Origin of the sequence: Xanthobacter lutulentifluminis (assembly GCF_043194675.2) — a bacterium.
In the GTDB taxonomy this organism is placed as follows: domain Bacteria; phylum Pseudomonadota; class Alphaproteobacteria; order Rhizobiales; family Xanthobacteraceae; genus Xanthobacter.
The window spans coordinates 2,919,612-2,932,313 of record NZ_CM195525.1; the positions used below are offsets into that span (position 1 = coordinate 2,919,612).

Sequence of the window (12,702 nt, forward strand, 5' to 3'; positions counted from 1 at the left end):
CCTTTTGGACACCGAAGGTCGGGAGACAGAGCACATGGGGATGTTGGTCGGTTACGCACGGACCTCCACCACCGAACAGGAGGCCGGGCTTGAAGCCCAGCGCCGCGACCTTGATGCGGCGGGCTGCGGCAAGGTGTTTGCGGAGCATGTGTCCTCGGTCGGCGAGAGGGACAGGCTGAAGCAGGCCCTGGAGTTCGTGCGGGAAGGCGACACCCTCGTCATCACCAAGATTGACAGGCTTGCGCGTTCCACCATCCACCTGTGGGAGATCGTCCGCGACCTCGACGGGAAGGGCGTGGGTCTCCGGGTGCTGAACCTCGGTGGCGAGGTGGTGGACACCAAGAGCGCGACCGGACGCTTGATCCTCACCATCTTTGCAGGTTTCGCGCAGTTCGAGCGTGAGATGATGCTGGAGCGGCAGAGGGAGGGTATCGCCAAGGCGAAGGCAGAGGGGAAATACCTCGGTCGCAAGCCCACCGCGCGGGCGAAGTCGGAAGAGGTGCTGCGGCTCCACCGAGAAGGGAAGACGCCCACGGAGATCGCTGCGGCTGTCGGGATCGGCCGGGGGAGTGTCTACCGGATCGTTCAGGGACAGGGCGCCGCCATGGGTTGAGCGACGGCATTGGCGGGCTGCGCGGGCGGCGGAGGGGTTTTTTGCCTCCTACTGCCAGACGTGCGTGTCGCGTGTGCTGTTGGTTGGGCGCAATCGGAGATTTTGTCGACCCTACTGCCCAGCATCGCGCGCGCGACCGCTCGCGGCCCCCGTCAACCCAAACGGCGCACGTTGCGGATTTGCCAGCACATGGGCAGCCCGACGCCGTGCGCAGGTGAACCCCCATGCTCGATAACGAACCTGCTGCAATCCCTGTCAACGTCTCTTGCACTGCTCTCGTACCTTGGTGTCCGCCGTCCCCGCCGCCGCCCTTGCACTTGCGAAAGATTGCCGGTCTAGAGGCAATCACGGCAGGCGCCCTTCTGCTCAAGTCGTTCCCGCCGCGTCGGTTCGTTGTCGATCCTTGGCTTCGGGAAGGAGAGACGGCCCTGATCTGGGCAGCTTCCGGTGTCGGCAAGACCATGTTGAGCCTGAGCATGGCGATGGCCATGGCGACGGGCGGCAGTGTCGGCGGATGGAGGGCCGAGAAGCCGAGCAAGGTGGTCTATATCGATGGCGAGATGCACCTTCAGGATGTCCGCGACCGAGTCGACATGCTGAAAACCACCGGCGCCGTGACCCTTGGTGCACCGGACCTGTTGGACACCAACCTCGTCTTCTTCAGCCGTCAGGCTCAGCCACGCGATGCGGTCTTTTTCGACCTCACGACCGAGGAGGGCCGCGACAGCATCCTTCGTGCTTGCGATACGCTTGGCGCCGAGGTGTTGATCCTCGACAACTTCACCACGCTCAGCGAGCAGTTGGAGGATGAGAACGCTGCGCACGCGTTCAAGAAGATCCAGCGGTTCCTGTTGCAGACGAAGCAGGCGGGGCTCACCACCATCCTCATCCACCACGCGCGGAAGGATGGGAACGCTCTGCGTGGTAGCGCCTCCATCGAAGTCACCTTCGAGGTCGTGCTGGAGTTGCGGAAGCCGAAGATCGAGCGGATGGGCGCTGCCTGCTTCTCCCCGCACTTCGGGAAGTTCAGGCAGAAGAAGGATGAGCAGCTGCTTCCTCGTCTGTGGTCGCTGACGGAGGCCGGCTGGGAGATCGACGAAGAGGTCGATCTGGATGCCGACAACGCGGCCCTGCACTGCGTGAGGTCGCTGCGGTTCGTCAGTCAGTCGGAGGTCGCCGTGCATCTCGGATTGGCGAAGGGCACCGTGAGCAAGCATCTCGCCACCGCCGTGGAGCGGAAGCTCATCAGCCGCGAGGATCTGAAGGACTGCTTTGCCAAGGCGCGGCGTCTCAGGGAGGAGGGCGTCGGGGACGATCTGGATACGATCGAGGAGGAGCAGGCCAGCACCGACGACTATTGAGGGGCCATTGGGGTGCCGAGGGAGAGCGTAGCTCCCTTCAGCAGGGGAATTTGGGGGGCGCGCCTCCGTTTCCCTGTTTCCTCGTCTAGGTGAAACGAAACTCGAAACCGGGGCGTGGACCCCTCGCGTGGCGCGTTTGCGCTGGGCGGGGCGATCCGCGCCCCTGTTTTTTGGTCCGATTGATAGTCGCGCGCACGATGGCTCCGACTGAATGGCAGACGCGCGTGCGCTCAGAGTCGCAAGACGCCCTCGCCTATTGCCCGTAAATTTACGTGAATTGTACTAGAATGATGTACTAGAACGAGGGGCGGAGTCCATTATAAGTCATTGATTTATAAGGAAAACTGGAAAGTGGCTGGGGCGCCTGGATTCGAACCAGGGAATGGGGGAATCAAAATCCCCTGCCTTACCACTTGGCTACGCCCCAACGGCGGCGGTCCATATAGCGGCGCGCCGGGCTTCTGTCCAACCAGGCGCAGAGTGCCGTTTGGTGACGGGTTGAACTCGGACCGGACGCTCTGGCACTCTCTCCGGCAAGCCGCGCCATGCTCGGCCTTTTTGGGGAGAGCCGTTCGATGACCTTGCGACATGCTGCTTTCTGCATTGCGCTCGCTGGTCTGATCCCGGGGGCTCCGGCCCTCGCCCAGAGCACCGCGCCCGCCAAACCCGGCGCCGCCGCGCCTGCCAGCACCGCCCCCGCGACAGCGGCGCCTGCCACCGGCGCGCCAGCTGCCGCGCCGACATCGTCCACTTCGGCGCGGGGCGCCCCGACGCCGGGTGCGGCGGCGCCCTCGAATGCGAAGAAGCCCACGGCGGCGGAGACCGCGCTGCACGCGCGGCAGACGGCCTGCGGCGCCGAATGGCGCGCCGCCAAGGAGGCCGGGAAGGTGCCGGCCGGCCAGACCTGGCCCAAGTTCTGGAGCGCCTGCAACAAGCGTCTCAAGGCCCAGGGGAAATAGCCGGCTGCCGCCGGCGAGCAGTGGGCGTGCGGCTTCACCGAACGAATGCCGCCGGAGGGGTCGGTCGTGGCGATCCCGTCCGGCTCCGGGCGGGCGATGGGCGGGCTGGAGCTGCGCCCAGGCACGGCTGCGGGGCCGCCGCTCCCGCCCAGGACCGCGCCGCCGCCGCGTCGCGCGGCGGGTGCGACTGCGGGACTTTCGGGCGAAAACCCCCGGGGCGTCGTCGGGTGCTCAGCTGCCGGTGAAGCGGGGCGCGCGCTTCTCGGCGAAGGCGAGACGGCCCTCGCGATAGTCCGCGCTGCCGTTGGCCAGGGTGGTGGCGCGGCGGGCGTCGGCGAGCAGCGCCTGGGCCCCGCCCTCGGCGGCGCGGATGGCGAGCTTCGCCGCCTTCAGGGTGAGCGGCGCATTCTCGGCGATGCGGGCCAGCGTGCGCTCGGCCGCGGCTTCGGCTTCGGCGGCTGGCACGAGGCTGTCCACCGCGCCGATGGCGAAGGCCCGTTCGGCGGTGAGCCGCTCGGCGGTGAAGAACAGGTGGCGCGCGCCCTGGCTGCCGAACACCCGCAGCACCCGGCCCATGCCGCGCGGATCATAGCCGAGGCCGAGGCGCGCGGCGGGGATGGCGAAGAAGGCGTCGTCCGCTGCGATCCGCATGTCGCAGCTTGTCGCCAGCGCCGCGCCCGCGCCCACGCAGGCGCCCCGGATCAGCGCGATGGTTGGGAAGGCGAGGCCCTCGATGGCGGAGCAGGCGCTCTCCACCAGATCGTCATAGCTCTGGGCGCCGGAGGCATCGGAGCGGGCGGTGTCGAAATCGGAGATGTCGGCGCCGCCGGAGAAGGCAAGATCGCCCTCGCCCCGCAGCACCGCGACGCGGATATCGCCGCGCTTGGCCGCGTCGTGCGCGAACGCGCTCAGGGCGCGCCACATGGCGCTGGAGATGGCGTTGCGCCGTTCCGGATTGGTCAGAACGAGACGGGCGATCCCGCCCTCGACGGAAATGGCGATGCTGCCGGCCACGCTTGCCTCCGAGCTCTGCGGCGCCATCGCCGCCCCCTTCCGTCGTCTGTAGGCGGAACCTGCCGTGGAGGGAAGCCGCCGCGTGCGGGAGCGGGAGGGAAAGCGGGCCGACTTTGGGCGGAGCGCCGGCCGCTTCGGCAAAGCGCGGCCCTGCGCGCGGGGCCCGAAGCCGGCAGGGTGTGGCGATGGGCGGGCAGGGGCGTGGTCACCGTGCAGGGTTCCGGGGCGGCGCTAGGCGCGCCACCCCGGTCCCTACGGGCGCCGGTCAGGGCTTGGCACCCGAAGCTGAGCTTCTGCCGTGGTCGCGCGACTGCGTGAACAGCGCTTCACCCAGACGTGAATGATTGGCCTCCGCTCCTGTCTGATCCCGGAACAAAGCAGTTTCAAGAAAAAAGTGGCGCATTAATGCGAAAATCCCCGCGGATTGGTAACCGCGTCCGCGTAAGTTGCGGCCAGCCAAGGTTGTGTGGCCTTGCCGGCTCACGCGCTCCTCTTCGCTTTTCATTCCCTCCGGAACAGGAGGTTGCCAAAAAAGCCGACCACGAGACTGCCGAGTGCAACCACGAGACCGTACAGCAACCCATCACGCTGGGATAATTCTGCGATCTTCTGCTCGAATCCTGTCTTCTGCACGTCGAACGCCGACAACTGGGACGCAACCAGTACCCCGTCCTGCAGCACCTTGGCTGAAACTGTGTAGCGTCCGAGCGGTGCGATGCCGGGAATGCTCACCTCGGCGCGGAACACCCGCGGCGCCAGGAAGGTGACGCCGGCCGGGTCCTCGCGATAAAGCCCCTGCTGCCCCTGGATCCGCACGAAGGCGGCGCGAAACGGGTCGGAGGGCACCACGTCGGCGAAATCGGGTCCCACCCGCTGCAGCAGGATGTTCCGGCTGAGGCCGATCTGCTCGAGGCGCAGCGTCTCGGGGCTGGCCATGGCCTCCGCGGGCCGGCTCGTCAGCACGGCCAGGAAGGCGGGGACCTCCATGAAGGTGCGGCTGTCGGTGTTGACCCACAGGCCGAGCACCCGCGACTTGCGCCAGGTGGTGAAGGTCTCCGCCGGCCCGCGCACCGTCACCACCACATCCACCGGCCGATCGTCCGCGCCCTCAGCGACGCCGAACACCACCAGGTCGGCGCCGGTGAAGGACGAGGTGATGCGCACCTGCGGCTGCGAGACCGAAAGCACCAGGCGCTCCGCCCCGGCCGGCCTGGCGCCCGGCAGCGCCGCCATGCCGGCCAGCAGCATCCCGGCGGCAAGGCGGCATGCCCGAGGGGGCGCCGCCGCGCGGATGCGGCGCGGGCTCATCGCGGCGTCTCCTGCATGGTGACGGCGAAGGTGTCGGCAGGGCGGCTCACGAGGTCCACGCCCACCCGTGCCGCCACCGAGAGCACGAGGATGCCCAGCAGCAGGCGCAGCTGCTCCGCCTTCAGGATCTGCCCGGTGCGGGCGCCGAACTGGGCGCCCATGGTGCCGCCGATCATCATCACCAGCGCCAGCACGGCATCCACGGTGCCGTTGGCCTCGGCGTGCAGCACCGTGGCTGCGGCCATGGTCACCAGCGTCAGGACGAGCGAGGTGCCCACCGAGGTCTGGGTCGGCACGCGCAGCAGATAGATCAGCGCCGGGACCAGGATGAATCCGCCGCCGACGCCCAGCACCGCTCCCAGCAGGCCGATGGTGAAGCCGATGACCACCACCGGCAGCGCCGAGACATAGATGCGCGAGCGGCGGAAGCGGATCTTCAGCGGCAGCCGCATGAACCAGGCGCGGGTGCCCGGCCGTCGCACGATGGGGGGCTGTCCGCGCCGGGTGCGGGCGAGCGCCCGCAGGCTCTCCACCAGCATCAGGCTGCCCACGGTGCCGAGCAGCAGCGCATAGGAAATGCGGATGAACAGGTCGACCTGGCCGATCACCCGCAGCCAGAGGAACAGCAGGACGCCGGCCACCGTGCCGGTGAGGCCGCCGGCCAGCAGCACTCCCGCCAGCGGCAGGTCCACCATGCCCTTGCGCCAGTAGGACAGGGCGCCGGAGAAGGACGAGGCGGCCATGTAGGGCGACACGCTCGCCACCGCCACCGCCGGGGGCACCCCGGTGAAGATGAGCAGCGGCGTCATCAGGAACCCGCCGCCCACCCCGAACATGCCCGAGATGAAGCCCACCGCCAGCCCCATGGCGAAGATGGAGAAGATGGCGACGGGAAGCTCGGCGATGGGCAGGTAGATGGTCACGGACGAACTTTCGCTGAACGCGAGGCCTTGCGGGTGCGTATAAGGCTGGCACGGCGCCGATGAAAGGCGAAGCCGCGCCGTACCGGCTCCCTGCTACCATTGCGACGGGACCGCTGGTACGCTTAACCAAAGGTCGTTCTTGAAACTGGGATGACTCCATGGTTGCAATTCCAGCGTGCAATCTCGAGATGCAGCTGTCCGCGGCCTTGCCCACCTACGGTTTTATCGGCACCCTGCTGGATGCCCTCGACATCGCGCTTTGCCTGTTCGACGGCGAAGACCGCACGCTGGCGTGGAACGACTGCTTCCTGCGGTTCTTCCCCGAACACGCCGGGCAGGTCAGCGCGGGCGAGCCCTACCGCGAGAACCTGCGGCGGTTCTACGATTCCCGCCTCGGACCGGATGAGCGCCGCCATCTCGACCGCTACGTGGAGGAGGGCATTGCCCGCCACCGGGCGCAGTCGCGGCCGTTCGTCTTCACCCATCGCGGCCGGCGGCTGCGGGTCGCCTCCCTGCCGACGCCGGAGGGCGGGCGCCTGCGTCTGTGGCAGCGGCTGGACGGCTCGGAGACGCAGGCGGGCGGCGAGCCGGCCGTCCAGCCGTGGGATGCCTTCCCCATCGACCTTCTGGACCATATCGCCGACGGCGCCATGGTGCTGGACCAGCACGACCGGATCATCGCCACCAACGACGAGTTCCGGGTGCTCTATGACATCCCCGAAGGGCAATCCATCATCGGCTCCACCCTGCAGCAGGTCGTGCGCGATGCGTGGGCGCGGGCGGGCGAGCCGGCGCACGGGCGCGACGGGTTCGTGCAGGACAACCTGCGGTTTGCCGGCGCGCCGTTCGAGGTGGAACTGCCCGGCGGGCGCTGGCGCCGCGTGATCGCCCGGCGCACGGCGTCCGGCATCGGTTATTTCACCCACTCCGACATCACGGTGCTGAAGCGCCAGCAGGCGGAGCTGACGCGCCAGCACGCCGAGCTGGAGCGCGCGCTCGCCGATCTCTCCGCCCTTGCCGCCACCGACGGGCTTACCGGCCTCGCCAACCGTCGCGGCTTCGACGAGGCCATCGCCGCCGCCTGGCTGGATTGCGCCGCCTCCGGCGCGCCGCTCGCGGTGATCATCGTGGATCTCGATCGCTTCAAGTCGGTCAACGACCGGTTCGGCCATGCCGCCGGCGACGAGTGCCTCCGGCGCGCCGCCGCGGCCACCCGCAGCGCCGTCACCCGTCCCGGCGACCTCGCCGCGCGCCTCGGCGGGGAGGAGTTCGTCATTGTCCTGCCCAACGCGACGGAGGAGGAGGCGCTGGCCGTGGGCCAGAGCATCCGGCGCTCCATGCGCATGGAGCCGTGGTCGCAGGTCGATCCGGGCCTGAAGGCGTTGACCGTGAGCATGGGCATGTGCGCCGTGCGGTCGGTCTCCGCCCTCACCAGCGAGGAGGCGGTGCGGCTCGCCGATGACGCGCTCTACCGCGCCAAGCATGCCGGGCGCGACCGAATCGAGATTCAGCGCGCCTGAGCCCTGCGCCGGTGGGCCCGTCGCGCCTCCGCCGCCAGCGCCACCAGCAGCTCCGAGACGCCCCGCGCCAGCGCCTGCCGGCTCACGCCGGCCGGACGTCCCGACCGCCCCGGTAGGTGGACGAACAGCACCGGAGGCGCCGCCCCGGCAGGGCCGCTGGTCGCGGCCAGGGCATGGAAGTAGCTGGCATTGCAGAGATATCTCCCCGCGTCCCGCGACGCCGCGGCGGCAATGCGCCGCCGCGTCAGCGCCGCCACCCGCGCCGTGGCCCCCACCGTGGAGCGCAGGACGGAGGGGCCCGCCGCATCGAGCCGGCGACAGGCGGGATGGCGGTGCGCGGCATCCGGCACCGGGCGGGCGGCATTGACCGCCAGCATCTCGACGCACACCCGCCGCCGGCGCGCGGCCACCCCGAACAGCAGCACGCCATCGGGCCGCAGCTTCGCGAGCAGCGCGTCGAGCTGCCCGAGCGCGTCCCAGCGCGTGGGGAGAATCACCAGATGGAGCTCGGCATCCGCCAGCGCCGGCCGGCTCAGCCGCACGAGGTCGCGTGCCACGGTTGCGGACGGGTTCACCGGAACCCCCGGAAACGGACCGAACGCGCAGACGAGGAGCCGCAGCGGCCTGCCGCCAGCTGGCGGCGCGGGCGTGGCGAAAGCGCTGCCACTGAGGGGGGCATCGTCGCGCAGATGGCCCTCGGGCCGGGCGTCGTGCGGGCCAGCAGCCATGTCGTTGCCTCCCAGTCTGCGCCTCTTCCCGGGTTTCCCGACCTGCACCGTCCTACGCGCCAATGGGCCGTCGCCACGCCATGCGCCCCGGCGGGCCCAGACGGTCCCCGGGTGAGACAGGTCCGCAACGCCCCGCCCGGCGGACAGGCGGCGCTTGTCCCGTCAGGCCTGCCGCGTCACAGCCCGATCAGGCCGGCGATTTCCGCCGCCGCCAGCGCCGGCGCGAGGGTGCCCGCCGCGACGTCGCGCTCCAGCGCCGGCAGGCGGGCCTTCACCGCCGGATCGTGGGTGACGCGCTCGGCGAGGCGCTCGTTGAGGAGGGTCCACATCCAGCGCACCTGCTGGGCCTGCCGGGTGGAGGCGAAGGTGCCGGCGGCCTCGCACTTCTGCCGGTGCAGCACCACCTGCTCCCACACATCGGCGATGCCGTCGCCGGTCAGCGCGGAATAGGTGAGCACCGGCGGCGACCAGTGGGGCAGGCGGGCGCCGAGCAGGTGCAGCGCGGCGCGATATTCACCGGCGGCGGCGCGGGCACGGGGGATGTTGTCGCCGTCCGCCTTGTTCACGGCGACGATGTCGGCGAGCTCCAGCACGCCCTTCTTGATGCCCTGCAGTTCGTCGCCCGCGCCGGGCAGCATCAGCACCAGAAAAGTATCGGTGAGGTCGGCGACGGCGGTCTCGGACTGGCCCACGCCCACCGTCTCCACCAGCACCACGTCGAACCCGGCAGCCTCGCACAGGAGCATGGTCTCGCGCGTCTTGGCGGCGATGCCGCCCAGCGTGCCGCCGGAAGGCGAGGGGCGGATGAAGGCCTTCGGGTCCACCGAGAGACGCGCCATGCGGGTCTTGTCGCCGAGGATGGAGCCGCCGGTGCGGGTGGAGGAGGGGTCCACCGCCAGCACCGCCACCCTGTGGCCCTGACCGGTCAGAAAGGTGCCGAGCGCATCGATGGTGGTGGACTTGCCCACCCCCGGCACGCCGGTGATGCCGATGCGGAATGCGCCCCCGGTGCGCGGCAGCAGGGATTGCAGCAGCGCCTGCGCCCGGCGGCGGTGATCGGTGCGGCGTGATTCGACGAGCGTGATGGCCCGCGCCAGTGCCGCGCGCTCGCCATTGGCGACGCCCTGCGCCAGCTTCTCGTCGTCCTCATGCCGCTGCGTCATCGTCCGGAACCCTCCGCTCCTGTCTGCTTCTAGAGCGTTTGCGGAGGAAATGAATATGCCTTGCGGGGGACAAAGCGCCGCCCGGACAGCTGCGCCGCGTGCGGAACCGGGATCGCGGCTCGGCGTTTTGACTGCATCTGTCAAATACAGCAGAGGATGAGCCAATGAACTGGGATCGCATCGAAGGCAACTGGAAGCAGTTCACCGGCAATCTGAAGGCGCAGTGGGGCAAGCTCACCGACGATGATCTCACGGAGATCAACGGAAACCGCGAGGTTCTCGAAGGCAAGCTGCAGGAGCGCTACGGTTACGCCAAGGATGAGGTGAAGCGCCAGGTGGATACCTGGTCGACCAACATCAGGACCATGTGACGCTTTCCTCATGAATGCGCCCCACGTCCGCCGCGTGGGGCGCATTCGCGCGTCCGGAGCGCGTCAGAGCCGCACGATGCCGCTGCGATCGAGGCGCGCGAGAGCGTCCGCAGCCCGCACCCCGCCGACGGTGATGTCGGGAGCGATCTCCGTCAGCGGCACCAGCGCGAACGCCCGCTCCAGCAGGCGCGGATGGGGAATTTCCAGGTCCGGGTCCGCCACCTTCTCGGTGCCGAACAGCAGAATGTCGATGTCGATGCGCCGCGGGCCGAAACGCACCTCGTGGGGCCGGTCCCGGCCGAGCTGCCGCTCGGTATCGAGGGCGAGGGCGAGCAGCGCGCGGGCGGGAAGCGCCGTCTCCACTTCCACCACCTGGTTGAGGTAGGGCCCCTGCGGAACGGGGCCCCAGGGCGGGGTCTCGTAGAAGGCGGATCGCGCCATCACGGTGATGCCGGCCCCGGCCATCAGGTCCAGCGCCTTGTCCATGGTCGCCGCCCGCTCGCCCACGTTGGAGCCGAGGCACAGATAGGCCGTGACCTTCGCGGCGTCGGGCTGGCTCACGATGCGTCCCGGATGGCTTCGGCCACGCGGGCGGCCTGCACATGGGCCGCGACGTCATGCACGCGGATGATCTCCACCCCCGCCATGATGCCGATGACGTTGGAGGCGATGGTCCCCGGCAGGCGCTCGGCCGGGGTGGTGTCGATCACCTTGCCGATCAGCGACTTGCGCGATGTGCCCAGCAGCAGCGGCAGGCCCAGCACGCGCAGCTCGTCCAGCCGGCGCACGGCGGCAAGGTTCTGCGGAAAGGTCTTGCCGAAGCCGATGCCGGGGTCGAGCACGATGCGGTCCCGCGGCAGGCCGGCGCGGTCGGCGGCGTCCAGCGCCCGCTCGAAGAAGCCGAGCATGTCGGCGATGATGTCGAGGCTCTCGTCCACGCTCTCGCGATTGTGCATCACCACGGCGGCGGCGTCGTGATCGGCCACCACCCGCGCCATGTCGGGATCGCGGGCGAAGCCCCACACGTCGTTGACGATGGCTGCCCCGGCCGCCAGCGCGCGGCGTGCCACCTCGGCCTTGTAGGTGTCGACGGAGATGGGCACCCCCGCCTCCGCCGCCAGCGGGCCGACCACCGGGGCGATGCGTGCCCATTCGTCTTCCGCCGGCACCGGGGTGTGGCCCGGACGGGTCGATTCGCCGCCGATGTCGAGGATGTCCGCCCCTTCGGCCACCAGCCGCCGCGCATTGGCGAGCGCATCCTCCGGCGCGGCGCTGCGGCCGCCGTCCGAGAAGGAATCCGGCGTCACGTTGAGGATGCCCATGACGAGGGTGCGCGGCCCGAGCGGGACGTCGTGGCCACGGGCGAGAAGGGTGCGGGAGGGTGCTGCGGGCATGATCCGGGCCGGTTGAACGCGGGCCCCAATGAACCGCGCCCGGGCGGCCTTTGCAACAGGAGGAAGGCAGCGGAAACAGGGCCGGGCGGAGGACAGGGCCCCCGCCCGCGCCGGTTCAGGCAGTGGCGGCCACGCCCGTGCCGATGGGGCAGGAGACGCCGGTGCCGCCGAGGCCGCAATAGCCGTTGGGGTTCTTCGCCAGATACTGCTGGTGGTAGCCCTCGGCGAAGTAGAACGGGCCGAGCGGCGCGATCTCGGTGGTGATGGAGCCGAAGCCCTTCCCCTTCAGCGCCGCCTCATAGGTGGCCTTCGCTTCCTCCGCCGCCTTCAGCTGCGCGTCGTCCGCCGCGTAGATGCCCGAGCGGTACTGGGTGCCCACGTCATTGCCCTGGCGCATGCCCTGGGTCGGGTCATGTGCCTCGAAGAAGATCTTCAGCAGCGCCTCGTAGGAGACGACCGCGGGGTCATAGACCACCAGCACCGCCTCGGTATGCCCGGTGCGGCCCGAGCACACCTCCTCATAGGTGGGATTGGGCGTGTGGCCGGCCACATAGCCAACCGCGGTGGCCCACACGCCCTTGGTCTGCCAGAACTTGCGCTCCGCGCCCCAGAAGCAGCCGAGGGCGAACACCGCCGTGCGGAATCCCTGCGGGTAGGGTCCCTTCAGGGCGTGGCCGTTGACGTAATGGACCTCGGCCGTGGGCACCGGCGCGGCGCGGCCGGGCAGGGCCTCTTCGGCGGTGGGCAGGTCGAGGGACTTCTTCAGCCAGAACATGGCGGGGCTCCTCGCGCGGGCGGCCGCGGGCATCGGACCCGGGCCGGCTGTGTCGCGGTTCAAGAGGGAGGCGCCGGCTCAGGGGCCGGGCCGGACACCGGATATGGGGTGTTCCTGCCCGTTCCGCGAGAGGGAACGCCTCAGCTCACCTCGAATCGCGAACGCTCGCGCACCCGGCCGAGGCCGAGCAGCGCCAGCCCCACCACCACCAGCAGCAGGAAGGCCGGCAGCGAGAGCAGGGGCAGGATGGCGACGTTCCATACCGTCGGCAGGCTCGCCCGCCCCGAGGCCTCGATCCGCTCCAGCGTGCCGGGCGAGATGGCGAACCAGGCATCCCCGGCCGAGGTGAACAGGAGCGCGGAGGCCGCGATGGAGCGCGTCCCGTCCACGATGAGGGCGACGAAGCCGCCGGCGAGAAGCCAGAATCCGATGAAGCGGAACAGGAAGCGGATCATGGGGCGGCACGCGGCTCCTTCGCGGCTGTGACAGCTCCCCTCTTTAGGCGGGATCGGCGCGGAATGCACCCCGCCCGTGCGCGGCCGGCCGGCGGCGGGCGGGTGTTCCGGGAAAAAG

At 69.8% G+C, this 12,702-nt stretch carries 14 protein-coding genes and 1 tRNA gene; 5 read left to right on the top strand and 10 right to left on the bottom strand.

All coding sequences use genetic code 11. The features are described from left to right. Positions 1 to 34: 34 nt before the first annotated feature. Together V5F49_RS13295 and V5F49_RS13300 are read left to right on the top strand one after the other, a co-directional pair. On the top strand, positions 35 to 613 hold the full coding sequence (locus tag V5F49_RS13295) for a recombinase family protein (protein WP_394117335.1): 579 nt from the start codon (positions 35 to 37) through the stop codon (positions 611 to 613). A 224-nt stretch (positions 614 to 837) separates the two neighbouring features. After that, positions 838 to 1,974, top strand: a complete 1,137-nt coding sequence (locus V5F49_RS13300; protein WP_394117334.1) for an AAA family ATPase — start codon at positions 838 to 840, stop codon at positions 1,972 to 1,974. A 352-nt stretch (positions 1,975 to 2,326) separates the two neighbouring features. On the opposite strand, the gene V5F49_RS13305 is transcribed toward V5F49_RS13300, so the two are convergent. Then, a tRNA-Gln gene (locus V5F49_RS13305) sits at positions 2,327 to 2,401 on the bottom strand. Positions 2,402 to 2,519: 118 nt separating this feature from the next. On the opposite strand from V5F49_RS13305, the gene V5F49_RS13310 reads away from it, so the two are divergent. Continuing rightward, positions 2,520 to 2,933: a hypothetical protein gene (locus V5F49_RS13310; protein ID WP_394117333.1), complete on the top strand. Its 414-nt coding sequence runs from the start codon at positions 2,520 to 2,522 to the stop codon at positions 2,931 to 2,933. A gap of 231 nt (positions 2,934 to 3,164) precedes the next feature. Here the strand turns inward: V5F49_RS13310 and V5F49_RS13315 are convergent, their stop codons facing one another. The 3 genes from V5F49_RS13315 to V5F49_RS13325 all read right to left on the bottom strand — a co-directional run bounded on the left by V5F49_RS13315 (position 3,165) and on the right by V5F49_RS13325 (position 6,178). Beyond that, on the bottom strand, positions 3,165 to 3,947 hold the full coding sequence (locus tag V5F49_RS13315; protein WP_394117332.1) for an enoyl-CoA hydratase-related protein: 783 nt from the start codon (positions 3,945 to 3,947) through the stop codon (positions 3,165 to 3,167). Between the two features lie 501 nt (positions 3,948 to 4,448). Then, positions 4,449 to 5,255, bottom strand: coding sequence for a TIGR02186 family protein (locus tag V5F49_RS13320; protein WP_394117331.1), 807 nt, complete (start codon positions 5,253 to 5,255; stop codon positions 4,449 to 4,451). Continuing rightward, positions 5,252 to 6,178: a sulfite exporter TauE/SafE family protein gene (locus V5F49_RS13325; protein ID WP_394117330.1), complete on the bottom strand. Its 927-nt coding sequence runs from the start codon at positions 6,176 to 6,178 to the stop codon at positions 5,252 to 5,254. The genes V5F49_RS13320 and V5F49_RS13325 overlap by 4 nt, the downstream gene beginning before the upstream one ends. A 158-nt stretch (positions 6,179 to 6,336) precedes the next feature. On the opposite strand from V5F49_RS13325, the gene V5F49_RS13330 reads away from it, so the two are divergent. Further along, on the top strand, positions 6,337 to 7,698 hold the full coding sequence (locus V5F49_RS13330) for a sensor domain-containing diguanylate cyclase (RefSeq protein WP_394117329.1): 1,362 nt from the start codon (positions 6,337 to 6,339) through the stop codon (positions 7,696 to 7,698). Here the strand turns inward: V5F49_RS13330 and V5F49_RS13335 are convergent. Together V5F49_RS13335 and meaB are read right to left on the bottom strand one after the other, a co-directional pair. Beyond that, entirely contained in the window at positions 7,686 to 8,426 is a 741-nt protein-coding gene (locus V5F49_RS13335) for a pyroglutamyl-peptidase I family protein (protein ID WP_394117328.1), read from the bottom strand. The two genes, V5F49_RS13330 and V5F49_RS13335, sit on opposite strands and share 13 nt — an antisense overlap. Before the next feature lie 176 nt (positions 8,427 to 8,602). Beyond that, a complete protein-coding gene (gene meaB / locus V5F49_RS13340) occupies positions 8,603 to 9,589 on the bottom strand; it encodes a methylmalonyl Co-A mutase-associated GTPase MeaB (RefSeq protein ID WP_394117327.1) in 987 nt (328 codons plus the stop codon). Between the two features lie 164 nt (positions 9,590 to 9,753). Between meaB and V5F49_RS13345 the strand changes: the two genes are divergently transcribed. After that, a complete protein-coding gene (locus V5F49_RS13345; RefSeq protein WP_168457651.1) occupies positions 9,754 to 9,960 on the top strand; it encodes a CsbD family protein in 207 nt (68 codons plus the stop codon). Between the two features lie 63 nt (positions 9,961 to 10,023). On the opposite strand, the gene folK is transcribed toward V5F49_RS13345, so the two are convergent. The 4 genes from folK to V5F49_RS13365 form a co-directional block, all read right to left on the bottom strand. Then, positions 10,024 to 10,446, bottom strand: coding sequence for a 2-amino-4-hydroxy-6-hydroxymethyldihydropteridine diphosphokinase (gene folK / locus V5F49_RS13350; RefSeq protein ID WP_509210787.1), 423 nt, complete (start codon positions 10,444 to 10,446; stop codon positions 10,024 to 10,026). A gap of 71 nt (positions 10,447 to 10,517) precedes the next feature. Next, a complete protein-coding gene (folP, locus tag V5F49_RS13355; RefSeq protein ID WP_394117325.1) occupies positions 10,518 to 11,354 on the bottom strand; it encodes a dihydropteroate synthase in 837 nt (278 codons plus the stop codon). A gap of 115 nt (positions 11,355 to 11,469) precedes the next feature. After that, entirely contained in the window at positions 11,470 to 12,129 is a 660-nt protein-coding gene (gene msrA / locus V5F49_RS13360; protein WP_394117324.1) for a peptide-methionine (S)-S-oxide reductase MsrA, read from the bottom strand. A gap of 140 nt (positions 12,130 to 12,269) precedes the next feature. Then, positions 12,270 to 12,584, bottom strand: coding sequence for a hypothetical protein (locus tag V5F49_RS13365; protein WP_394117323.1), 315 nt, complete (start codon positions 12,582 to 12,584; stop codon positions 12,270 to 12,272). Positions 12,585 to 12,702: the final 118 nt, after the last annotated feature.